Raw genomic sequence first — 21,955 nt, 5'->3', positions numbered from 1 at the left:
CATCTCCACGACCAAGCGAATGGCTTCAGCCTTTTCTTCAGCGGTAACGACCCGAAATCCCATGATGCTTCCTTAGGTTGAAACTCCTACAGAGTGGTCCAGGAACATTGAGCCACAACAGCTTGCCGGCGAAGAGGCCTGAAGGTTCTGCACAAGGCTCGATGACGCCTTCGCTGGCAAGCCAGCTCCTACGAGTCGGGATGCCGCGGGCTGTTGTAGGAGCCGGCTTGCCGGCGAAGGGGGCTGAAGGTTCTGCACAGGGCTCGATGACGCCTTCGCTGGCAAGCCAGCTCCTACGAGGCGGGGTGCCGGGGGCGGTTGTAGGAGCCGGCTTGCCGGCGAAGGGGCCCGAAGGTTTTGCACAAGGCTCGATGACGCCTTCGCTGGCAAGCCAGCTCCTACGAGGCGGGATGCCGCGGGCTGTTGTAGGAGCCGGCTTGCCGGCGAAGAGGCCCGAAGGTTTTGCACAAGGCTCGATGACGCCTTCGCTGGCAAGCCAGCTCCTACGAGGCGGGATGCCGCGGGCTGTTGTAGGAGCCGGCTTGCCGGCGATGGGGCCCGAAGGTTCTGCACAAGGCTCGATGACGCCTTCGCTGGCAAGCCAGCTCCTACGAGGCGGGGTGCCGCGGGCTGTTGTAGGAGCCGGCTTGCCGGCGAAGGGGCCTGAAGGTTTTGCACAAGGCTTGATGCCCCCTACGCCAGCCAGCGCCAACAAGCGAGGGCCCTTGCAGTGAAACTGTCATCCGCCTCAACTAGGCTCGGCCACTGACGTCATTCGAGGCTCATCCATGGTCAAAGGTCCGATCCTGCTGGCGTTGCTTGCATGTCTCTGCATGCCGGCCCGGGCCGAGGAGTGGCCGGCGCAACAATGGAGTCGGGGCCCGGCCGTCGATAGCCCGGCGCTCAAGGCTCTGGAGGACTACGCCTTCGTGCCCAGGGACGACCAGTCCCACGAAGGCATTCGCACTGACGCCTTGCTGGTGATCCGCGATGGCCAGGTGCTTTACGAACGTTATGCCGGCGCCACCGGACCACAGACCCCTCATCTCATCTGGTCTGCCAGCAAAAGTCTGTTGGCGGTGGTGTTGGGCGTAGCCTTCGGTGAAGGCCGCTTCCAGCTCCAGGACCCGGCGACGAAGTATTACCCGGCGCTGCAGCAGCATCCGGCTATCACCCTGGAGCACTTGCTGCACTGGGCCTCGGGCCTGGACTGGCAGGAAGACTACGAATACGCCCCGCTCAATTCCTCGGTGGTGGCCATGCTCTACACCCGCGGGCACCAGGACATGGCCGCGTTTGCCGCACAACAACAGGCCGCCAGCCCACCAGGCCAGGACTTCCGTTACTCCAGCGGCGACAGCAACCTGCTGGCCGCCAGTCTGCGAGGCATGGTGGGCAGCGAGCAGTATGCAAACTATCCCTGGCAGGCCCTGTTCGAACCTCTGGGCATTACCCAGGCGGTGTGGGAGCGTGATGCCGCAGGTACTTTCGTCGCCTCGTCCTACCTCTATCTGACTGCTCGTGACCTGGCGCGTGTCGGTCTGCTGATGCAGCGCGAGGGCCGCTGGCGCGACCGGCAACTGTTGCCCAAGGCTTGGGTCGACTTCTGCCGCACGCCGTTCACGGGTTACCGGGCCAACCAGGATGTGGCTGTGGCGGGCGGACACTGGTGGCTCAACCGCTCGGTGGACGGCGCCCCCCAGCCCTGGCCAGATGCGCCAGCGGATACCTACGCCGCCCTGGGACACTGGGGGCAGGCGTTGTACGTGCTGCCCGCAGAACGCCTGGTGATCGTGCGATACGGCGACGATCGCGACGACAGCTATCAGCACAATGAACTGCTCAAGCGTGTCCTCGCTGCGTTTGTCGTCCCGGAGCAACCATGAAGCGCCGGGCCTTTGTCCGTCGTCGCCCATGGCTCAGTCTGCTGTTGCTGGGGCTGATCCTGCTGCTGGGCTGGACCTGGCAACAGCGGGTGGCCTTGCAGGCCTTTCCGGATATCCTCGGCGCCTACACCGCCAAGGAGTACTGCTCCTGTCGTTACGTCATGCAACAACCCGCCGACTACTGTCGCTCCTATGTGCACCAGTACCTGCCCATCAGCGGGTTTGCCGATGAAGTGCAGTCGCTGCGTGTCACCGCCAGCGCCCTGGGGCGTACCCACAGCGCCATCTGGCTGGGCCCGCGGGAAGGTTGCCGTCTCGCGCCCTGATGCTGGCTGATCCGTTGCTGGCACATTTGTGTTCCATCCAGTGGAACCACATTTGATTGTCCTGTGCTCTGGCTCGCGGTTATCTGGCGCAGAGCTTCGAGTGCGCCTTGGCATCTCGTGCATCGCTCCAAAAAAAGAACGGGAACCCACCCGGCCCAGAGGAGATACGCCATGACCCGACACCAGCACATCCTTGCCTGGCTTAGCGACATTGCCAGTGACCTGCGAGCCATCCGCCACGACATTCATGCCCATCCCGAGTTGGGTTTCGAGGAGAATCGCACCGCAGCGCTGGTAGCCCGTTGCCTTGAAGAGTGGGGCTACGAAGTGCACACCGGCGTCGGCAGGACCGGGGTTGTTGGCGTGCTGCGCAACGGCAGTGGCTCGCGCACCCTGGGGTTGCGGGCGGACATGGATGCCTTGCCGATCATCGAGAACACCGGAGTGCCCTACAGCAGCCGCTTCAGCGGTTGCATGCATGCCTGCGGACATGATGGCCACACCACCATCCTGCTGGGGGCGGCCCGTTATCTGGCGGCCACTCGCCAGTTCGACGGCACCCTGAACCTGATCTTCCAGCCGGCGGAAGAGGGCCAGGGCGGCGCCGAGGCGATGCTTGCCGATGGCCTGCTGGAGCGCTTTCCCTGTGATGCACTGTTCGGCCTGCACAACATGCCAGGGCTGTCGGCCGGGCACCTGGGCTTTCGCGAGGGGCCGATGATGGCTTCCCAGGACTTGCTCAATGTGATCGTCGAAGGTGTCGGTGGCCATGGTTCCATGCCGCACCTGGCGGTGGATCCGTTGGTGGCGGCGGCTAGCATGGTCATGGCCTTGCAGACCGTAGTGGCGCGCAATATCGATGCCCAGGAAGCGGCAGTGGTGACCGTCGGCGCCCTGCAGGCCGGTGAGGCGGCTAACGTGATTCCCCAGCAGGCGCTGCTGCGTCTGAGCCTGCGGGCCCTCAATGCGCCGGTGCGCGAGCTGATGCTGGAGCGGGTCAAGGCCATTATCCAGACCCAGGCCGAGAGCTTCGGTTGCCGCGCCAGCATCGACCATCGCCCGGCGTATCCGGTGCTGGTCAACAGCCCGGAAGAAACCGAGTTCGCCCGGCGGGTCGGCGTCGAGCTGGTGGGGGCCGAGGCGGTCAACGGCAACACGCCGAAGCTGATGGGCAGTGAAGACTTCGGCTGGATGCTGCAACGCTGTCCCGGCAGCTACCTGTTCATCGGCAATGGCGTGGCGCAGCCGATGGTGCATAACCCGGGTTACGACTTCAACGACGACATTCTCCTGACGGGCGCAGCCTATTGGGGCGCCCTGGCGGAAAGCTGGCTCAAACCCTCCTGACCCTTCCTGTTCCTGTGTTGCTGACCGCCCCGGGGCTTAGTTTGCACCCGGCACTTTTCCGAGCCCGGCAGAAGGCTCAAAAGTATCCAAGGAACATCCTATGAGTGTCTCGATACCCTCTGTTTCCAAGACTCGGCAGGTGGTAGCCGCCGTCGTTGGCAACGCTCTGGAATGGTATGACTTCATCGTCTACGGCTTTCTCGCCAGTGTTATCGCCCGCCAGTTCTTCCCGGCAGAGGATGAGTACATCTCGCTGCTGATGGCCCTGGCCACCTTCGGTGTGGGTTTTTTCATGCGCCCGGTAGGCGGCGTGCTGCTGGGGATCTATTCCGATCGCAAGGGCCGCAAGGCGGCGATGCTGGTGATCATCCAACTGATGACCCTGGCCATCGCGATGATTGTGTTCGCCCCCAACTACGCCGCCATCGGCCTCGGGGCGCCGCTGCTGATCGTGGTGGCGCGCATGCTCCAGGGCTTTGCCACCGGCGGTGAGTACGCCAGTGCCACGGCCTACCTGGTGGAGAGTGCCCCCCCCCACAGAAAAGGCCTGTACGGCTCCTGGCAGTTGGTGGGGCAGTGCCTGGCGGTGTTCAGCGGCGCGGCGATGGTGGCGGCGGTGACGCATTTCTTCTCGCCGCAGACCCTGGATCTCTGGGGCTGGCGCCTGCCGTTCGTGATCGGTCTGTTGATCGGGCCGGTGGGTCTGTGGATCCGCAAGTACATGGAAGAGCCGGAGGCGTTTCTTGAGGCGCGCAAACAGGTGCGCGGCAACGGCCCTGGGCTGTGGCAGGTGGTGTCGGCCTATCGCCGGGCGATCCTGGTGTCCATGGGCATGTGTTGCGGCGGCACGGTGTCCTTTTATGTGGTGCTGGTGAACATGCCGACGTTCGCCCATACCAACCTCGGCCTGCCCCTGGACCAGGTGTTGCTGGTGCAGATGTTCGCCGTGGCCCTGATGACCCTGGTGATTCCCTTTGCCGGGGCGCTGTCCGACCGCATTGGTCGACGCCCGGTACTGATGGCTTTCACCCTGGCGTTCTTCGTCATGGTCTATCCCTTGTATGTGTGGGTCGCCGCGGCGCCGTCCATCGAGCGCCTGTTGGTGATGCAGATATTGTTGTGTGGTGCCATTGGCGGTTTCTTCGGCCCCGGCCCCACGGCCCTGGCCGAGCAGTTTCCCATCGAGGTGCGCTCCACGGGGGTATCGGTGGCGTATAACGTCACAGTGATGCTGTTCGGTGGCTTCGCGCCACTGATCGTGACCTGGCTGAGCAAGGTCATGGCCACCCCGGTGGCTCCCGCTTTCTACGTCTTGCTGACCTCGGTCCTCAGCCTGCTGGGTACTTATTGCATGTATGACGCAGTCAGAGACGACAAACCCGACGCCGTGACCCTGGGAGGCTAATCTTGAGCAACCACCCCGAACCGACCGACTCCATCGTCGATCTGGATGCCCTGGAGTTGTCCAGGGCGATCCATGCCCGCGAGCTGTCCTGTCGCGAAGTGATGCAGGCCTATCTGGCGCAGATCGAGCGTTTCAACCCGCAGGTCAACGCCCTGGTGTCCCTGTGCGCTCCCGAAGTCCTGCTGGCCCAGGCCGACGAGCGTGACCGGCAGCTGGATCAGGGGCAGTCCATGGGCTGGATGCACGGCATGCCCCAGGCGATCAAGGACCTGGCGGCCACCGCCGGGTTGACCACCAGCATGGGTTCGCCGTTGTTCGCCGAGCAGGTGCCGGCCGTGGACGCCATCAGTGTGGCGCGGGTCCGGGCCAGCGGCGCGATCATCGTCGGCAAGAGCAACGTGCCGGAGTTTGGCCTCGGCTCACATACCTATAACCAACTGTTCGGCACCACCGGCAATGCCTATGACAGCACCTTGAGTGCTGGCGGCAGCAGCGGTGGGGCCGCGGTGGCCCTGGCCCTGCGCATGCTGCCGGTGGCCGATGGCAGCGACATGATGGGTTCGCTGCGCAATCCGGCGGCGTTCAATAACGTGTTCGGCATGCGTCCCTCCCAGGGCCGGGTACCATTCGGCCCGACTCCGGAATTGTTCGTGCAGCAACTGGCTACCGAGGGGCCGATGGGGCGCACTGTTGCCGATGTGGCGCGGCTGCTGGGGACCCAGGCCGGTTACGACCCGCGGGTGCCCTTGTCGCTCACGGATGATCCGGCGCTGTTGAATGCTCCCCTGCAACGCGACGTGCGGGGCCTGCGCCTGGGCTGGATGGGCGACTACAACGGTTACCTGGCCATGGAGCAAGGTGTGCTGGGGCTGTGCGAAAAAGCCTTGGCGGACTTCACCAGCCTGGGCTGCGAAGTGGAGAACTGCCAGCCGGAGTTCTCCCTGGCGCAGCTGTGGGACTGTTGGCTGGTGCACCGGCATTGGCTGGTCCAGGGCTCTTTGGGGCTGCTGCACAGCGACCCGGACAAACGCCGTTGGCTCAAGCCCGAGGCACGCTGGGAGGTGGAGGGCGCGGCGAACCTGAGTGCCGCGGATGTGTACCGCGCTTCCCAGAGCCGCAGCGATTGGTATCGCGCCCTGCAGCGGCTGTTTGAACGTTACGATTTTCTGCTGCTGCCCACTGCTCAGGTGTTCCCTTTCGATGCACGACAGGCTTGGCCAAGGCAGATCGATGGGCAGGAAATGGACACTTATCACCGCTGGATGGAAGTGGTGATCGGTCCGACCCTGGCCGGTCTGCCCAGTATCAGCATTCCGGTGGGGTTCAACCTGGCCGGCTTGCCCATGGGCTTGCAGATCATCGGCCCGGCCCAGGCCGACCACGCGGTGCTGCAACTGGCTCATGCCCACGAACAGCTCACGCAATGGGTACGGCAACGGCCCCCGGGCAACCTGCTGTAACCAAGCAAGTGCTATTGAACAGGCGGTAAAGCCTTTACCCATCTTCTGTCAGGGAGTTCGGACTATGGCCAGCAAGGTAGAAAGCGGCGGCGTGCGTTCTGTGGAACGGGCGCTGGCCATCGTCGAGTTGCTGGGCCAGCACCAGGCCCTGGGCCTGGAGGAGCTGCACTACCTGACGTGCCTGCCCAAGGCCACCGTGTCGCGCATGTTGCTGACCTTACAGGAGCAGGGCTGGATCTACCGTGGCCTGAGTGACCGGCGTTATCACCTGAGTGCGCGAAGCCTGTTCGGTGACCATCGGCAGCGTTTCAAGCGCCACCTGGTAGAGCAGGCGGCGCCCTGGCTGTTGGAATTGAGTGCACGCACTGGGCTGGTCAGTGACCTGTCGAGTTTCGATGGCGATTGCCTGGAAGTCCTGGAAAGCTCGGTGCCCGCAGTGTTGCGCAAGCGCTACCCGAACAACAGCCGGATTGTCGGTCAGCACGCCAGCCTGTTTCACTCGGCCATGGGCAAGGCCTGCCTGGGAGGCCTGGCCCGCGATGAAGTCGAGCGCCTGGCCGCACGTGAGCGGGTGCCCACCGAGGATCAGCTGCAGACCTGCGCCGAGTCCCAGCAGTTGGGGTTCGGCCAGCGTACGGAAGGCCATTGGGAGTATCCGGTGCGCCTGCCTTTTCTGATTCGTGCGGTGGCCTTGCCGTTGCAGGCTGAAGGTCGAGTGATCGGCAGCATTGCCCTGCATTGGCCGATGGACCTGACCTGTGTCGAACAGGTGCGCAGTCGTCACTTGGGGCTGCTGGCCGAAACCATCGAGCAACTGCAGAAAACCCTCGCCTGAGCCATTCCTCGCCCTCAGCGCTTGGCCCCGAACCGCGCGTAAAACCGCGCTGCCCCTTCGGGTTCCATCCTGTGGAACCTATAGCGATTGCCCTTTGCCCCGCGGCTCCGAGAATGAAGCCTGGTCCGCCATCGGCGGCCATGACGCCACTTCCAATAATAAGAACAGGTGATCTCATGTGGGCTGAACAACGTTATATGACGGGGTTGTTGTGCTGTCTGGTATGCACCGGGGCAGGAGCTGAAGGGTTTCTCGAGGATAGCCGCACGTCCTTGCGCTACAGCCAATCCTATTGGAAGGAAAATGACGGGGGAGGGTTCGGCCCGACCCGGGATGAATGGGTGCAGGCCACCCAGTTCAGTTTCAGTTCAGGCTGGTACCGCGACGTGCTGGGCATCGATTACAGCTACGGCCTGGCAGATGCGCTGCATGTAGGGCGTGAGGCCAACAGCATCAGCAACCTGCGGGCCGATCGCAGCGTGCAGCAGCCCCACGGCATCGCCAAACCCCTGGAGCTGTACCTGCGCGGACGTTGGGTCGACGAGAACGGAACCTTGAGTGGTGGCGTGGGGAAAAAAAGCCGGCAATACGAGCTGTACCGCGATGACCGCTATTCGCGCATCCTGCCGGCGGCCACTCTGGGCCAGGACCTGGGCTACGAGTACGGTGCCCTGAGCTTGAACCTGAGCCGTATCGACGGCTTCAGTCCGCGCAACGAATCAGGCTGGAGCCAGGACTTGCGCAATCACCAGGGGCGCACGATCGAAGACCTGCGGCTCTATGCCCTGGGTTACGTACTGCCCGATGGCAGTCGCTTGCAACTGGAACACGGCGTAGCCCGGGACTACCTGCGCAGCTCCTCGGTGAAGCTGGCCCATGGCTTCGAGCTGGCTCCCGGGCGCGGCATCGACATCCATGCCATCTGGGGCCGCCAGCAGGACGCCGGCAAGCGCTTCGAGTACGGCGGCGTGCGCGGGTTTTATGAGGCGGAGTCTTCCCACGATGCCCGTCACCTGGACCTGTCCTTCAAGTACCGGTTCAGTCGCTATTACACCGGGCTGACCTGGAACAAGGTCTGGGGCGATGACTTTGACCGCACCTTCTTCGCCCAGGACCACGGCACCTGGAACAGCAGCGGCAAGTTGTTCTACTACTTCGGTCTGGAAAACGAGGAGATGGTCAAGTTGCTGGGGGGCATGGATTTCGCCGATGTCGGCCTGCCGCGGCTCAAGCTCGACCTGCATTACGCCTTCTCCGATCACGCTCGGGGCTACCAGGGATTTTCCCGGCGGGAGTTCCAGAGCGTGCTGCAATACCAGTTCGACGGTGCGCTCAAGGGCCTGGACCTGGCCTGGCTGCACGGACGTTTCCGCACCCAGGGCGAACCCGATGGGGTCCAGCGCCAGAGCATCTCCCGGGGGCCGGCGGGCATCATCAGTCACAGCGCCGAACGCTTCTACCTGAACTATACCTATCGCTTCTAGCTCTATTGCGCCGCCTGCCGCGAAGTTTGCCAGCCCCCTGGTGTCCGGTTAAGGTGGCGCCTTCTGTTCTAGGGAGCTTGCATGCGTACGCCGATCCGCCTTCTTCTCAGCCTGCTCGGGGTGCTGGCTCTGCCGGTCCAGGCCAACTGGTACCTGGATAACGAGTCTTCCCGGGTGTCCTTCGTCACTACCAAGAACGCCAATATTTCCGAGGTCCAGCGCTTCCTGGTGCTGCACGGCAAGGTCGATGGCAAAGGCCAGGCCCAGCTGCAGATCGAGATGGATTCGGTCAGCAGCGGCATTCCCCTGCGCGACGAGCGCATGCGCCAGGAGCTGTTCCAGGTCCAGCAGTTTCCCGACGCGCTGATTACCGCAAAGATCAACCTGCGCCCGATCAATGACCTGGCCCCCGGGGCACAGATCGAGTTGTTGCTGCCGATCACCGTGACCCTGCACGGCCAGGAACACACCTACAACGCCGAACTGCTGGCCACCCGGCTGGATGATCGGCGCTTCCAGGTGGTGACCCTGGAGCCCTTGGTGCTCAACGCTGAAGACTTCAACCTGGCCCCCGGCCTCGACAGCCTGCGCAAGGTTGCTGGCCTGTCGGCCATCAGTTTTTCGGTGCCGGTGGGTGCGGTACTGATCTTCACGGAGCGTTGAAATGCGCGGCGCGGTGTTCCCCTGGCGTGAAGGCAACCGCTTCGAGTTACTGATCGACGGCCCCGAGTTCTTTCCGCGCATGCTGGTGGCGATTGCCCGGGCCCAGCAGCAAGTGGAACTGGAGCTGTACCTGGTGGAAGCCGGGGCCTGCGCCGAAGCCATGGTCCAGGCGCTGGTGCTGGCCGCCGAGCGGGGAGTGCGGGTGCGTTGCCTGTTTGACGACTATGGCAGCCTGGCTTTTACCCAGGCGCTGCGTCAGAGCCTGACGCAAGCGGGTGTCGAATTGCGTTTCTATAACCGCCTGAAATGGCGCCAGGGCTTTCTCAACCTGTACCGCGACCATCGCAAACTGCTGTTGGTGGACCAGACCTTGGCAATGGTCGGCGGCACTGGGGTTACCGATGAGTTTTGGCAGCCCGAGGACAACAGTTGCGACTGGCATGAGGTGATGGTGGAGATTGCCGGGCCCATGGTGGGCGATTGGCAAAGGCTGTTCGATCGCCAGTGGAGCGCCAACCTGCATCGTGGCGCCTGGAAGCCCGGCGCCGATTTCGGTCTGCCACGCCTGCCGCGTTTGCCTGAAACCGGCGAGGGCATGGGCCGGGTGGCTTATGCCGACGCCCGCCAGCATCGCGACATCCTGCATTCATTGATCCGTGCCCTGCACAGTGGCCAGCGGCGCATTTGGCTGGCCACCCCCTATTTCCTGCCGACCTGGTCGGTGCGTCGCTCGTTGCGCAAGGCTGCGGCTCGGGGTATCGATGTGCGCCTGTTGCTGACCGGGCCATGCACCGATCACCCGGCAGTGCGTTATGCCGGGCACCGCTACTATCCGCGCTTGATCAAGGCTGGGGTGCGGATCTTCGAATACCAGCCGCGCTTCCTGCACCTGAAGATGGCCCTGGTGGATGACTGGGTGAGTGTCGGTTCCTGTAACTTCGACCACTGGAACCTGCGCTTCAACCTGGATGCCAACCTGGAAGCCCTGGACCCGCAACTGACCCGCGCCGTGGCAGCCAGCTTTGAGGCGGACTTCGCCCAGAGCGAAGAGGTCAATCTGGCAGCCTGGCGCAATCGTCCCCTGTGGCGGCGAGTAAAACAGCGCGTCTGGGGTTGGATCGATCGGTTGGTGGTCAACTTGCTGGACCGTCGCGGTTAGCATTTGTTCGACCCAAAACGGCCTTCTTGCAGTCGTTGCCGCAGTGCGCGGACGAGCAGGCATAAACCTGGGGACCTGCTCTTCCAGGCAGCATTTTCTGCTTTGTGGCGCACACAGCGTCGCCCAAACGAGTCGCCCAGATGTGGCTCGGGTCTTCGGTAGTGCTTGCAAGAGGGGAATAGCAGGGCGGTCCGCCGGCCTGGGTCCAGAGCCGGCGGTTGCAGGAGATCAGAGCAGTTCGAAGCTCTGTTGCTTGACGTCCTGGGAGTCCAGGCCGATCTGCACATTGAAGTCGCCCGGTTCCGCGGCGTACTTGAGCTGCGCGTTGTAGAACTTCAGGTCGTCCTCGCTGATGGTGAAGTGAATGGCTTTCTCTTCACCGGCCTTGAGCATGACTTTCTGGAAGTTCTTCAACTCCTTGATCGGGCGGATCATCGAGCCGGCCACGTCCTGGATATACAGCTGTACCACGGTTTCGCCGTCACGCTGGCCGGTGTTCTTCACGGTCACGCTGGCGTCGAGCGTGCCGCTCTTGTTCAGGGTGGTGGAGGACAAGGCCATATTCGACAGGCTGAAGCTGGTATAGCTCAAGCCGTAGCCGAAGGGGAACAGCGGGCCGGTGGTGTCATCGAAGTACTGCGAGGTGTAGTTGCCCGGCTTGCCCGGGGTGAACGGACGGCCAATGGTCAGGTGGTTGTAGTAAGTCGGAATCTGCCCCACGGAACGGGGGAAGGTGATCGGCAGCTTGCCCGACGGGTTGTAGTCGCCAAACAGCACGTCGGCGATGGCGTTGCCGCCTTCGGTGCCGCTGAACCAGGTTTCCAGGATCGCGTCGGCCTGCTGGTTTTCTTCCAGCAGCGACAGCGGACGGCCGTTCATCAGCACCAGTACCAGGGGCTTGCCGGTGGCCTTGAGGGCCTTGATCAGTTCGCGCTGGTTGGCCGGGATGTGCAGGTCGGTGCGGCTCGAGGACTCGTGGGACATGCCACGGGATTCGCCCACTGCAGCAACGATCACGTCGGATTTTTTCGCGGCCTTCACTGCTTCATCGATCATCTGCTGCGCCGAACGCGGATCATCTACCACCTCCGGGGCATCGAAGTTGAGGAAGTTCAGGTAGTCCACGACCTTCTTGTCGGCGGTGATGTTGGAGCCCCGGGCATAGGTCAGCTTGGCCTTGTCGCCCAGGACATTGCGCATGCCGTCGTACAGGGTCACCGACTGCGCCGGCACTCCGGCCGCGGCCCAGCTGCCCATCATGTCGATCGGCGCCTTGGCCAATGGGCCCACAAGGACGATCTTCGCGGTCTTCTTCAGCGGCAGGGTTTCATTCTGGTTCTTCAGCAGCACCATGCTGCGCCGGGCAATATCCCGGGCGTCACTGCGGTGCAGGCGGCTTTCGGCGTTGGTGTCGGCCGGGTCGTCCTCAGCCTTGCCGATGCGCACGTACGGGTCCTTGAACAGGCCCATGTCGTACTTGGCGGCCAGCACTTCACGTACCGCGTTGTCGATATCCTTCTGCTCGATCTCGCCGGACTTGAGCAGCCCCGGCAGTTCCTTGCCGTACAGCGAGTCGTTCATGCTCATGTCGATGCCAGCCTTGATCGCCAGCTTGGCCGCTTCGCGACCGTCCTTGGCGACGCCATGGCGGATCAGCTCGATGATCGCCCCGTGGTCGCTCACCGCCAGGCCCTTGAAGCCCCATTCCTTGCGCAACAGGTCGTTCATCAGCCAGGTATTGGAGGTGGCAGGCACGCCGTTGATCGAGTTCAGGGCCACCATCACCCCGCCGGCACCGGCGTCGATCGCCGCGCGGTAGGGCGGCAGGTAGTCCTGGTACATCTTCACCGGGCTCATGTCGACGATGTTGTAGTCGCGACCGCCTTCCACCGCGCCGTACAGGGCGAAGTGCTTGACGCTGGCCATGATGCTGTCCGACAGGGCCGGGCTCTGGCCCTGGTAGGCCTTGACCATGACCTTGGCAATCCGCGAGACCAGGTAGGTGTCCTCGCCGAAGCCTTCGGAGGTACGGCCCCAGCGCGGATCGCGGGAGATATCGACCATCGGTGCGAAGGTGATATCGAGGCTGTCGGCGCTGGCTTCCTTGGCGGCGATGCGCCCGGAGCGCCCGATGGCGTCCATGTCCCAGCTGGAAGCCAGGGCCAGGCTGATGGGGAAGATGGTCCGGTGGCCGTGGATCACGTCATAGGCGAAGAACATCGGGATCTTCAGCCGGCTGCGCATGGCCGCGTCCTGCATCGGCCGGTTTTCCGGACGGGTGATCGAGTTGAAGGTGCCGCCGATGTTGCCGGCGGCAATCTCCTTGCGGATCAGCTCCCGAGGCATTTCCGGACCAATGCTGATCAGGCGCAACTGGCCGATCTTTTCTTCCAGGGTCATGCGCTGGAGCAGATCGCTGATAAAGGCTTCTTTGTTTTCCAGGGGGACCGGGGCAACTTCGGCCAACACCGGGTGACTGGCCAGGCTGACCAGCAGGCCCAGCAAACACAGCTTCTTCATGAATATTGTTCTCAAGGGCTCAAGACCGACGCTCTAGTGAGGCGTCGAACAGCCAAAATTTAGGGAGCGACTATTGTTGTGCAGATAATTCCCGCACACTTCTGAACTCTTTTTCGCGCTGGGCATCTTTTAGCCCATCAGCCCGATGCATTCCAGTGGTGCAGGCAGATTTTGCCCCACCGGGTGTGTCAAACCGGGCAAAAGATTCATTTCAATCAGGTTGTGCAAGGAGCCCCACCCATGAACATTTCCCAAAACCTGCGCCAGAGCTGGCCCGTCGTCGCTTTGCTGATGCTGACCAGCCTGCTTGGTGGCTGCGGCATCAACAACATTCCGACCCTCGACGAGCAGGTCAAGGCCGATTGGGGCCAGGTGCAGAACCAGTACCAGCGCCGTGCCGACCTGATCCCCAACCTGGTGGAAACCGTCAAGGGCTACGCCAAGCATGAGGAAGAGACCCTGACCGCAGTGATCGAGGCGCGGGCCAAGGCCACTTCGATCCAGGTGGACGCCAACACCCTGGACAACCCGGAAAAACTCAAGCAGTTCCAGCAAGCCCAGGATCAGTTGAGTGGTGCCCTGAGCCGCCTGATGGTGGTTTCCGAGCGCTACCCGGACCTCAAGGCCAACCAGAACTTCCTGGCCCTGCAATCCCAACTGGAAGGCACCGAGAACCGCATCGCCGTGGCCCGTCGCGACTTCATCCTCGCGGTGCAGAAGTACAACACCGAGATCCGTACCTTCCCCGGTCGCCTGTGGCACAGCCTTATGTACAGCGATATGCCGGTGCGTGAGTCGTTCGAGGCCACCAGCCCCGACGCCGACAAAGCCCCGCAAGTCAAATTCTGATGCGTGGGGTACAGCGCGCACTACAAGGTGCGCTGCTGTCGCTGTGGCTGGTGAGCGGCGGCGCCCTGATGGCGCAGTCTGCAGTTGCAACGCCCACGGACGGGCTGGCAGTGAGCCAGGCCGCACCGCAGGCGGCCAGCCCGGCGCCAGTGCCGATTGAAAGCCTGTTTCCCACGTTGACCGGGCGCGTGGTGGACACCGCGCAGTTGCTCACGCCTTCGGCGCAGGTCTACCTGACGCAGATGCTCGAACGGCTTGAGCAGAGCACCACCGACCAGGTGGTAGTGGTCACCGTGCCGAGCCTGGGCGGCTACAGTATCGAAGAGTTCGGCCTGCAACTGGGCCGGCACTGGGGCATCGGCCAGAAGGACAAGAACAACGGCGTCCTGCTGCTGGTGGCCAAGGACGATCGCAAGGTGCGGATCGAAGTGGGCTACGGTCTGGAAGGACGGATCGACGATATATGGGCGCACCTCATCATCAACGACTCGATCATTCCGTACTTCAAGGATGAGCTGTACTCCTCCGGGATCATTACCGGCACCACCTCTATCGTGCGTCTGCTGGAGCCCAACAGCACGCGGATGCTGGCGCACCGCTGGGTGGTGCAGAGTTGGTACCAACAGATCGAATGGATGTGGTGGTTCAAACTGGTGTTTTTCTCGGTGTTTGTCGGCGTGCCGCTGGCCGGGCTCTTGCTCTCCAGGCGCGACGACGGTGAAGCGGCAGGCGATGGTCGGCCCTACACCAGCGATGACTCGCCCAAGCGCGAGTCCAAAGCGGAGCGCGATTCAAGTTCGAGCAGCAGTTCATTCGACTGGTTCGATTCCAGCAGTTCGAGTTCCAGCTCCAGCTCGGATTCGGACAGCTTCAGAGGCGGCGGTGGCGGTTTTGGCGGTGGCGGGGCGTCTGGTAGCTGGTAGCCCAAGCGGACAAACATTAAGGACGAGGTGCTGATGCGACTCTATAAAATCGGCCTGGTGCTGTTGCTCTGGGTCTTCGCGGTCACGGCCCAGGCCGAGCTTAAATTCCCGGCCCTGAGCGGGCGGGTGGTGGATGATGCGCAACTGCTCGAACCGGCCACCCGGGCCCAGTTGAGCCAGGAACTGCAGGCCCATGAACAGGCCACCGGCGAGCAAGTGGTGGTGGTGACCCTGCCGGACCTGCAAGGCGCCAGCATCGAGGACTTCGGCTACCAACTGGGTCGGCACTGGGGCATTGGCCAGAAGGACAAGAACAACGGCGCGTTGCTGATCGTCGCCCGCGATGAGCGCAAGCTGCGCATCGAAGTCGGCTACGGCCTGGAAGACCGGCTGACCGACGCCCAATCCTCGGTGATCATCAACCAGGTGATCACCCCGGCGTTCAAGACCGGGCAGTTCAGCAAGGGCATCAGCGACGGCGTTTCGGCCATGTTGCTGGTGCTCGGCGGCACGCCGCTGGATGAGCCGGCCACGGTGTACGGCAGTGGCGAGGGCGCAGGCCAGCCTGATTTTGTCGAGCGTCATCCGTTGTTGTTCATCTTCCTGGTGCTGCTGTTGATCCTCACGGCGATAGTCGCGCAGATGCTCGGTATCCTGCCCAGTGGCAGCGGACGGGGGGGCTCCGGTGGTTTCGGTGGCGGTGGTTTTGGGGGTGGCTCCGGTGGCGGCTTCAGCGGCGGTGGCGGTAGCTTCGGCGGCGGCGGTTCGTCCGGCGGCTGGTAACTGAATATAAAAAGCGGATATCCAACGACATGGCATTACTGAGTGAGTACGAACAGCGGCAAGTGGCCGAAGCCATTGCCCGTGTCGAGCAGCATACCGACGCTGAACTGGTGACGGTGCTGGCGGCCCGGGCCGACGACTACGCCTACATCCCGCTGCTCTGGGCCAGCCTGCTGGCGCTGGTGGTGCCGGGGCTGGTGCACTACGCCACCGGCTGGCTGAACATGCACCTGTTGCTGCTGGCGCAATGGGCGACCTTTATCGTGTTGTGCCTGGTGTTTCGCCTGCCACGCATCACCACCCGACTGATCCCGCGGTCGGTACGCCACTGGCGCGCCTCGAACCTGGCCCGGCGGCAGTTTCTTGAACAGAACCTGCACCACACCGTGGGCGGCACCGGGGTGTTGATCTTTGTCAGCGAGGCTGAGCGATACGTGGAGATTCTGGTGGACGAGGGCATCTCCAAGCGCCTCGACGACCGCGAATGGGGTGCCATCGTCCAGACCTTCACCCAACAGGTGAAGCAGGGCCAGACCCTGCAGGGTTTCCTCGACTGCATCGAGGCCAGCGGCGAACTGCTCAAAACCCACGTGCCCCTGACCCAGGTGCGCAACGAGTTGCCCAACCGCCTGGTGGTGCTCAACTGACCCTCCCGCCGTAGGAGCCGGCTTGCCGGCGAAGAGGCCCCCGAGTTTTGCACCACCCTTGAGGACGCCTTCGCTGGCAAGCCAGCTCCTACGGCTGGCGCGATATCGGTGTTGTTCATGTAGAAGAGGCCCCCGAGTCTTGCACCGTCCTTGAGGACGCCTTCGCTGGCAAGCCAGCTCCTACGGCTGGCGCGATATCGGTGTTGTTCTTGTAGGAGCCGGCTTGCCGGCGAAGAGGCCCCCGAGTCTTGCACCGTCCTTGAGGACGCCTTCGCTGGCAAGCCAGCTCCTACGGCTGGCGCGATATCGGTGTTGTTCATGCAGGAGCCGGCTTGCCGGCGCATGGCCCCTGAGCCTTGCACCGCCTTCGGGCGACGATTTTTTACCGTCGGGTGAATAACTTCGTGCCCCGACGGGGCTTGCTCCCTAAAATACCCGCCATTCCCTGATCGACACCGCGCATCGCCCGAGGCTCCTGCTCCCATGTCTGTTACCGCACCTTCCGCTCTCTCCGCGCCGGATCATCACGCTCAGTTCCTGCAATTGCTCGACACCAGCCTCACGCAGAACGCCTTTATCAAGCTGGTACTGGCCAAGTACGTGGGCAGCGAGGCGGACCTGCAGCGCCTGATCATCAAGCAGCTGACGGTCAAGGAGCAGCCGTGCCTGTCCCTGGTCTACCGCTACAAGACCCGCGACATCACCAAGAACTTCCCCCTGGCCGAGGGCGTGGCGCTGATTGCCGAGCTGCTGCCGGCGTCGTTCAAGAACGCCCACCTTTTGACCCTCAGCGATGAAGTGCAGCTGGAGTACAGCAAGAAGGGCAAGAGCTCGCTGTTCAAGGGCAAGCCGCAACAGCCGCGCGAGGTGCCGTCCGCCGAGCACAATCGCGAGAAGAACCGCTTCCTCGATCTGAGCCGGCCGTTCCTCGCTGATCTTGGGGTGACCAACAAGCAGCATGAGCTGATTCCGGCGATGTCGCGCAAGTGGAAGCAGATCAACAAGTTCATCGAAGTCTTCAGCCATGCCCTGAGCAACTCGCCGATCAAGCTCGACCAGCCGGTGCGGGTCGCCGACTTCGGCTCAGGCAAGGGCTACCTGACCTTCGCCATCCACGACTACCTGTGCAACACCTTGCAGGCGCAGGGGCAAGTGACGGGCGTGGAACTGCGCGAAGACATGGTGAGCCTGTGCAACGCCGCGGCGGCGCGCCTCGATCATCAGGGCCTGGAGTTCAAATGTGGCGACGTGCGCAGCGTGGCCCCCAGCCAGCTGGAAGTGATGATCGCCCTGCATGCCTGCGACATTGCCACCGACTATGCAATCCACACCGGTATCCGCTCCGGCGCCGCGATCATCATGTGCTCGCCGTGCTGCCACAAACAGATCCGCCTGCAGATCCAGAGCCCGGCGCTGCTCAAGCCGATGCTGCAATACGGCCTGCACCTGGGGCAGCAGGCGGAAATGGTCACCGACAGCTTGCGGGCGCTGTTCCTCGAAGCCTGTGGTTATGAAACCAAGGTTTTCGAATTCATCTCCCTGGAACACACCAACAAGAACAAGATGATCCTCGCGGTCAAACGCGCCGAGCCCGTGGACCCACAGCAACTGCTGGCCAGGATCGAAGAGCTCAAGGCCTTCTACCAGATCAGCGAACACTGCCTGGAAACCCTGCTCAAGGCCGACGGTTACTTGAGCTGAGTCTTCTTTAGCTGCGCCGGCACCGCCGGCTGCACTGCGGTCTTGCGCCCGAGCATCACCGTAAGGATCACCCCCACCGCGAACACCCAGGTAATGGGTTCCACCTGTTCACCGAAGAACAGCGCGGAAAAGGCGATGGTGAAGAAGATCTGCAGCAGCTGCACCTGGCTGACCCGGGCGATGCCGCCCATGGCCAGGCCGGCGTACCAGGCGAAGAAGCCGAGGAACTGCGAGAACAGCGCCACATAACCAAAGGCCCACCAGGTCTTGCTGGAAATCATCCCCTGATGCTGCGCCGCCAGGTACCACACCGGCCCGATCAGCAGCGGCGTCGACAGCACCAGTGCCCAGCAGATCACCTGCCAGCCGCCCATCTCCCTGGCCAGCCGGCCGCCTTCGGCATAGCCCAGGCCGCCCACGGCAATCGCCCCGAGCATCAGCAAGTCGCCGGCCTGGATGCTCCCGGCGCCGCTGATCAGCGCATACCCGAGCACCAATGCACTGCCCAGGGCGGCGCAGGCCCAGAAGGCTTTTGACGGTCGCTCATGGGACAGCCAGGCTGCGTACAGCGCCACGCACAGCGGCTGCAGGCCATTGACCAGGGCGCCATGGGAGGCGGGCAGGGTTTGCATGGCCCAGGCTGAGAGCACCGGGAAACCGAGGATCACCCCGAGAATCACCAGGCTCAGGCCCTTGACCTGCTTCCAGCTCGGCCACTTTTCCCGGCGCCAGAGCAACAACAGGGCCGCCGGAATCGCCGCGACCAACGCACGGCCCAAACCGTTGAGCAATGGATGGATTTCTTCCACCACGATGCGAGTGAAGGGCAGGGTCAGGCTGAAAATCACCACACCCAGCAGGCCCAGGGCCATGCCGGTATTTTCGCGGGAAGACATAAGGGTTACCAGAATTCGTACGTGGACACAGGTACAGCCATCTAGCCACAAAGCACCGCCGAGGCACTGCTACAGCTAGGGACAGACTTCACCTAACAGTTAAGGGCCGCGGCAAGTTTCAAGCGGTCAACTGCAAGGTGGCGTCGAGCTGGGCGGGTAGCTTGTGGCTGAGCACTTGCCGTTTGCCGCTGTAGTACCTGGCTATTACCTGTGGCTGTGGATTAGGACTACCTTGAATACTTCTTCTGCCCACGTCTGTTCTTGAAAGGAGTCCACTCCATGGCCGCGAAAAAGATCCTCATGCTGGTCGGCGATTACGTCGAAGACTATGAAGTGATGGTGCCGTTCCAGGCGCTGTTGATGGTCGGTCATACGGTGCACGCGGTGTGCCCGGACAAGAACGCCGGGCAGACGGTGCGCACGGCGATCCATGATTTCGAGGGCGACCAGACCTACAGCGAAAAGCCGGGCCATCTGTTTGCCTTGAACTTCGATTTTGCCAAGGTCCAGTCCGCTGATTACGACGCGCTGCTGATCCCGGGCGGACGGGCACCGGAGTACCTGCGGTTGAACGAAAAAGTCCTGCTACTGGTCAGGGAATTCGATCAGGCCGGCAAGCCGATTGCCGCGGTGTGCCACGGCGCGCAGTTGCTGGCGGCGGCGGGGATTCTTGAGGGCCGCGAATGCAGTGCCTACCCGGCCTGTGCCCCGGAAGTGCGCCTGGCGGGCGGTACTTACATCGATATCCCAGTGACGGAAGGCCACGTTCAAGGCAATCTGGCCACTGCCCCGGCGTGGCCGGCACACCCTAGCTGGCTGGCGGGTTTCCTCGGGCTGCTGGGCACCCGGATCACGCTGTAAACGAGGACCACGTCATGTGCGAGTTGTACGTCAAGGCCGATCCGATTCTCTACGAGTCGCGTTCGCGCTCGCTGCGCATCTGTGGCGTGGTCACCACCCTGCGCCTGGAAAACCAGTTCTGGGACATCCTCCGCGAGATCGCCGAGGTGGACGGCATGACCACCAACCAGCTGATCGCCAAGCTGTATGAAGAGGTCATGGACTATCGCGGCGAAGTGGTGAACTTCGCCTCCTTCCTGCGGGTCAGTTGCACCCGCTACCTGAGCCAGCGCCGCAGTGGCGCGCCCGACCTGAGCCTGGTGCGCGGCAACGCAAAATCCCTGTAGCCGCTGCCGAGCCAGCGACAGCGGTTACAGGGCTCGTTTCAGGTCAAGGCGCTGGGCGGCTGTCATCGAGCAAGGCATCCACCACCGCCCGGGCCATTTTCACGGAATGCACCATGGACCAGATCAGCCCGCGCTCGATGCCGCTGGCGCGTTCGGTGATTTCATCGGACACCTCTTCGGCGCATTTGAGCAGCAGCGAGACGTGCATCAGGGCGTCTTCGGCATTCACTCCCGGTTGTACGGCAAACAGTGGATGGCCCCGGCCATCGCGCAGTCCGAAGGGGCGACGGCGAGTACCTTGCAGGGCGGCAAGCAGGCTGGCGTTGGCGCGGTCCAGTTCCGGGTCGCGGAGTTTGCGTGGGGATTGCAGAGGTGGATCGGGGACCAGCTTTTTCATGAGACTGGTTCCTTTCGCGTTTAGGAAACCGCCAGATCTCACTTCCACATGAGAGGGTGGCAGCCGTGCGCAGGTGTGGAAGACCGGGCTAAAGGAACCGGCGCACCCGAAGATGCCCTACGCACAGCCGCCATAAATCGAGGCCACCCCTACCGAGTCGGTAGTGGTGTTCGAATGAAGCGACTGCACGCCCCTAGCTCCGGACTTCCACATCCGGGCCGCTGATTTTGCAGCGACCCAGCGAGACTGCCTGATCGGACTGAGGGGGACAAGGCGCTCAAAGGCGTTGGGGATTCTCTCGGATATGCCTTACAAAACAAAGCGAAACCTCTTTACCACTCGGCAGCGTTCCCTGACAAAACGGCTTTCTGTGGCGGCAGACCGCGAACAACGAAGTGCGATATCCATGATCGAGCGACAGACTGCGAGGTCAGGTTGGCGGCCCCTGCGGTGCTGATCGCAGCCTGGGTTGGAGCGGTTTCAACTGAGCTTGCTGAGGAACCCGGGCAGCTCCTGCTCGGGCAATACCGACAACACTTTCAAGCGTTGCAGCATGCGCTGGCGGGCTCGTTGCAGGTGTTCCTTGAGGTTCAGGGCGGCAGCGTCGAAGGCACCGTGCAGTAGCAGTTCGAGAATCAGCCGGTGTTCGGCGAGCATCGCCGGGTCGGCACCGATGCCCAGCAGGCGGTAGAAGATCCGGTTGATGATCATCGGGCTTTGGGCCTGGCGGATCAGCGCGGCCATCTTGCGATTCTGCAAGCCGCCGAGGCAGTGCTGGTGCAGGTCTTCTTCCAGGCGCTCAAGCACTTCCAGGCCGCAATGCTCGGCCTGCTGCGCCTGGGTCACCCGCTCCAGCATCTGCTCCAATTGTTCGCGGCTCAGTCCCGGGGCGCTCTGGCGCAGGGCCTCGGGCTCCAGGCAGGCGCGCAGTTCGTAGTCTTCGGTGACTTCCCGGGCGGTCAGCGGCCCGGCCAGCCATTGTGAATAAGGCTCCTTTTCCACCAGCCCGCGATCGCGCAGGCGCATCAGCGCTTCGCGCACCACTGCGCGGCTGACGCCGTAATGCTCGGCGGCGGCCTGTTCGTCGAGGCGGAAATGGCCGAAGGCGATGCAGGTGGACAGGGCGCTGCCGATTTCCTCGTAGATCCGTTCCCCCAGGGGCCGGGTGTCCACCAGTTCTTCGTCGCTGGCCAGGCCCAGGTGGGCGTGGCTCAGGGGCAGGCGCAGCGGTTCGATCTCCAGGCCCTGGGGGTTGATCAGGTAGCCGCGGCCATCGAAGCGGCTGATCAGGCCTTCGCCGTGCAGCAGGTCCAGAGCCTTGCGCACCGGCACCCGGCTGGTGCCGAACAGTTCCGCCAGGGGCGCTTCCAGCAGCACCAGGCCCTGCAGGGCGGTGCCCTGGAGGATGGCGTCACGCAATACCTGACGAATCATGGCGTAGCGCGATGCGGTGCGCGGGTCCTCTGCTGACACTGCTTTCATCGGTT

At 63.0% G+C, this 21,955-nt stretch carries 20 protein-coding genes; 16 read left to right on the top strand and 4 right to left on the bottom strand.

The features are described 5' to 3' along the window. Positions 1-788 precede the first annotated feature (788 nt). The 9 genes from GV819_RS19790 (at position 789) to GV819_RS19750 (ending at position 10,565) form a co-directional block, all read left to right on the top strand. Entirely contained in the window at positions 789-1,886 is a 1,098-nt protein-coding gene (locus GV819_RS19790) for a serine hydrolase domain-containing protein (RefSeq protein ID WP_161757734.1), read from the top strand. Beyond that, positions 1,883-2,212: an amidase gene (locus tag GV819_RS19785; RefSeq protein WP_161757733.1), complete on the top strand. Its 330-nt coding sequence runs from the start codon at positions 1,883-1,885 to the stop codon at positions 2,210-2,212. Before GV819_RS19790 ends, GV819_RS19785 begins: the two co-directional genes overlap by 4 nt. A gap of 171 nt (positions 2,213-2,383) precedes the next feature. Next, entirely contained in the window at positions 2,384-3,559 is a 1,176-nt protein-coding gene (locus tag GV819_RS19780; protein WP_161757732.1) for a M20 aminoacylase family protein, read from the top strand. 100 nt (positions 3,560-3,659) lie between these two features. Then, a complete protein-coding gene (locus GV819_RS19775) occupies positions 3,660-4,964 on the top strand; it encodes an MFS transporter (protein ID WP_161757731.1) in 1,305 nt (434 codons plus the stop codon). A gap of 2 nt (positions 4,965-4,966) precedes the next feature. Then, a complete protein-coding gene (locus tag GV819_RS19770) occupies positions 4,967-6,424 on the top strand; it encodes an amidase (protein ID WP_161757730.1) in 1,458 nt (485 codons plus the stop codon). A 64-nt stretch (positions 6,425-6,488) separates the two neighbouring features. Continuing rightward, positions 6,489-7,259 (top strand): IclR family transcriptional regulator, encoded by a 771-nt coding sequence (locus GV819_RS19765; RefSeq protein ID WP_161757729.1) that lies wholly within the window; start codon positions 6,489-6,491, stop codon positions 7,257-7,259. Positions 7,260-7,435: 176 nt separating this feature from the next. Then, entirely contained in the window at positions 7,436-8,743 is a 1,308-nt protein-coding gene (locus GV819_RS19760; RefSeq protein WP_161757728.1) for an OprD family outer membrane porin, read from the top strand. 81 nt (positions 8,744-8,824) lie between these two features. Further along, positions 8,825-9,406, top strand: coding sequence for a YceI family protein (locus GV819_RS19755; RefSeq protein ID WP_161757727.1), 582 nt, complete (start codon positions 8,825-8,827; stop codon positions 9,404-9,406). Between the two features lies 1 nt (position 9,407). Beyond that, on the top strand, positions 9,408-10,565 hold the full coding sequence (locus GV819_RS19750; protein WP_161757726.1) for a phospholipase D-like domain-containing protein: 1,158 nt from the start codon (positions 9,408-9,410) through the stop codon (positions 10,563-10,565). Positions 10,566-10,793: 228 nt separating this feature from the next. Here GV819_RS19750 and bglX read toward each other — a convergent pair whose 3' ends face one another. Next, complete coding sequence (bglX, locus tag GV819_RS19745) at positions 10,794-13,085, bottom strand: beta-glucosidase BglX (protein ID WP_161757725.1); 2,292 nt, start codon at positions 13,083-13,085, stop codon at positions 10,794-10,796. Positions 13,086-13,325: 240 nt separating this feature from the next. On the opposite strand from bglX, the gene GV819_RS19740 reads away from it, so the two are divergent. The 5 genes from GV819_RS19740 to GV819_RS19720 all read left to right on the top strand — a co-directional run bounded on the left by GV819_RS19740 (position 13,326) and on the right by GV819_RS19720 (position 17,988). Further along, a complete protein-coding gene (locus GV819_RS19740) occupies positions 13,326-13,934 on the top strand; it encodes a LemA family protein (protein ID WP_161757724.1) in 609 nt (202 codons plus the stop codon). Beyond that, positions 13,934-14,857, top strand: a complete 924-nt coding sequence (locus GV819_RS33480) for a TPM domain-containing protein (RefSeq protein ID WP_161757723.1) — start codon at positions 13,934-13,936, stop codon at positions 14,855-14,857. Before GV819_RS19740 ends, GV819_RS33480 begins: the two co-directional genes overlap by 1 nt. Before the next feature lie 33 nt (positions 14,858-14,890). Continuing rightward, complete coding sequence (locus GV819_RS19730) at positions 14,891-15,640, top strand: TPM domain-containing protein (RefSeq protein WP_161757722.1); 750 nt, start codon at positions 14,891-14,893, stop codon at positions 15,638-15,640. Positions 15,641-15,669: 29 nt separating this feature from the next. After that, the gene (locus GV819_RS19725; protein ID WP_161757721.1) at positions 15,670-16,287 is read left to right on the top strand and encodes a TPM domain-containing protein; all 618 of its coding nucleotides are present in this window, start codon (positions 15,670-15,672) and stop codon (positions 16,285-16,287) included. Positions 16,288-16,770: 483 nt separating this feature from the next. After that, the gene (locus GV819_RS19720; protein ID WP_161757720.1) at positions 16,771-17,988 is read left to right on the top strand and encodes a class I SAM-dependent methyltransferase; all 1,218 of its coding nucleotides are present in this window, start codon (positions 16,771-16,773) and stop codon (positions 17,986-17,988) included. Here the strand turns inward: GV819_RS19720 and GV819_RS19715 are convergent. Continuing rightward, positions 17,976-18,884, bottom strand: coding sequence for a DMT family transporter (locus tag GV819_RS19715; RefSeq protein ID WP_161757719.1), 909 nt, complete (start codon positions 18,882-18,884; stop codon positions 17,976-17,978). The genes GV819_RS19720 and GV819_RS19715 overlap by 13 nt on opposite strands. Before the next feature lie 279 nt (positions 18,885-19,163). On the opposite strand from GV819_RS19715, the gene GV819_RS19710 reads away from it, so the two are divergent. Together GV819_RS19710 and GV819_RS19705 are read left to right on the top strand one after the other, a co-directional pair. Then, entirely contained in the window at positions 19,164-19,745 is a 582-nt protein-coding gene (locus GV819_RS19710) for a DJ-1/PfpI family protein (protein ID WP_161757718.1), read from the top strand. A 14-nt stretch (positions 19,746-19,759) separates the two neighbouring features. Continuing rightward, positions 19,760-20,071, top strand: a complete 312-nt coding sequence (locus GV819_RS19705) for a ribbon-helix-helix domain-containing protein (protein ID WP_161757717.1) — start codon at positions 19,760-19,762, stop codon at positions 20,069-20,071. Positions 20,072-20,114: 43 nt separating this feature from the next. Here the strand turns inward: GV819_RS19705 and GV819_RS19700 are convergent, their stop codons facing one another. Both GV819_RS19700 and GV819_RS19695 read right to left on the bottom strand, forming a co-directional pair. Then, positions 20,115-20,468 (bottom strand): DUF6124 family protein, encoded by a 354-nt coding sequence (locus GV819_RS19700; protein ID WP_161757716.1) that lies wholly within the window; start codon positions 20,466-20,468, stop codon positions 20,115-20,117. 480 nt (positions 20,469-20,948) lie between these two features. After that, positions 20,949-21,950: a GntR family transcriptional regulator gene (locus GV819_RS19695; RefSeq protein WP_161757715.1), complete on the bottom strand. Its 1,002-nt coding sequence runs from the start codon at positions 21,948-21,950 to the stop codon at positions 20,949-20,951. Positions 21,951-21,955: the final 5 nt, after the last annotated feature.

This window comes from Pseudomonas sp. Fl5BN2, from assembly GCF_009908205.1.
GTDB lineage: Bacteria > Pseudomonadota > Gammaproteobacteria > Pseudomonadales > Pseudomonadaceae > Aquipseudomonas.
This window is presented reverse-complemented; position numbering and strand designations above follow the sequence as displayed.

Coding starts and splice junctions, on each gene's coding strand:
- GV819_RS19790 (WP_161757734.1), top strand. CDS start 789: ATGGTCAAAGGTCCGATCCTGCTGGCGTTGCTTGCATGTCTCTGCATG.
- GV819_RS19785 (WP_161757733.1), top strand. CDS start 1,883: ATGAAGCGCCGGGCCTTTGTCCGTCGTCGCCCATGGCTCAGTCTGCTG.
- GV819_RS19780 (WP_161757732.1), top strand. CDS start 2,384: ATGACCCGACACCAGCACATCCTTGCCTGGCTTAGCGACATTGCCAGT.
- GV819_RS19775 (WP_161757731.1), top strand. CDS start 3,660: ATGAGTGTCTCGATACCCTCTGTTTCCAAGACTCGGCAGGTGGTAGCC.
- GV819_RS19765 (WP_161757729.1), top strand. CDS start 6,489: ATGGCCAGCAAGGTAGAAAGCGGCGGCGTGCGTTCTGTGGAACGGGCG.
- GV819_RS19760 (WP_161757728.1), top strand. CDS start 7,436: ATGTGGGCTGAACAACGTTATATGACGGGGTTGTTGTGCTGTCTGGTA.
- GV819_RS19755 (WP_161757727.1), top strand. CDS start 8,825: ATGCGTACGCCGATCCGCCTTCTTCTCAGCCTGCTCGGGGTGCTGGCT.
- GV819_RS19750 (WP_161757726.1), top strand. CDS start 9,408: ATGCGCGGCGCGGTGTTCCCCTGGCGTGAAGGCAACCGCTTCGAGTTA.
- bglX (WP_161757725.1), bottom strand. CDS start 13,085: ATGAAGAAGCTGTGTTTGCTGGGCCTGCTGGTCAGCCTGGCCAGTCAC.
- GV819_RS19740 (WP_161757724.1), top strand. CDS start 13,326: ATGAACATTTCCCAAAACCTGCGCCAGAGCTGGCCCGTCGTCGCTTTG.
- GV819_RS33480 (WP_161757723.1), top strand. CDS start 13,934: ATGCGTGGGGTACAGCGCGCACTACAAGGTGCGCTGCTGTCGCTGTGG.
- GV819_RS19730 (WP_161757722.1), top strand. CDS start 14,891: ATGCGACTCTATAAAATCGGCCTGGTGCTGTTGCTCTGGGTCTTCGCG.
- GV819_RS19725 (WP_161757721.1), top strand. CDS start 15,670: ATGGCATTACTGAGTGAGTACGAACAGCGGCAAGTGGCCGAAGCCATT.
- GV819_RS19720 (WP_161757720.1), top strand. CDS start 16,771: ATGTCTGTTACCGCACCTTCCGCTCTCTCCGCGCCGGATCATCACGCT.
- GV819_RS19715 (WP_161757719.1), bottom strand. CDS start 18,884: ATGTCTTCCCGCGAAAATACCGGCATGGCCCTGGGCCTGCTGGGTGTG.
- GV819_RS19710 (WP_161757718.1), top strand. CDS start 19,164: ATGGCCGCGAAAAAGATCCTCATGCTGGTCGGCGATTACGTCGAAGAC.
- GV819_RS19705 (WP_161757717.1), top strand. CDS start 19,760: ATGTGCGAGTTGTACGTCAAGGCCGATCCGATTCTCTACGAGTCGCGT.
- GV819_RS19700 (WP_161757716.1), bottom strand. CDS start 20,468: ATGAAAAAGCTGGTCCCCGATCCACCTCTGCAATCCCCACGCAAACTC.
- GV819_RS19695 (WP_161757715.1), bottom strand. CDS start 21,950: ATGAAAGCAGTGTCAGCAGAGGACCCGCGCACCGCATCGCGCTACGCC.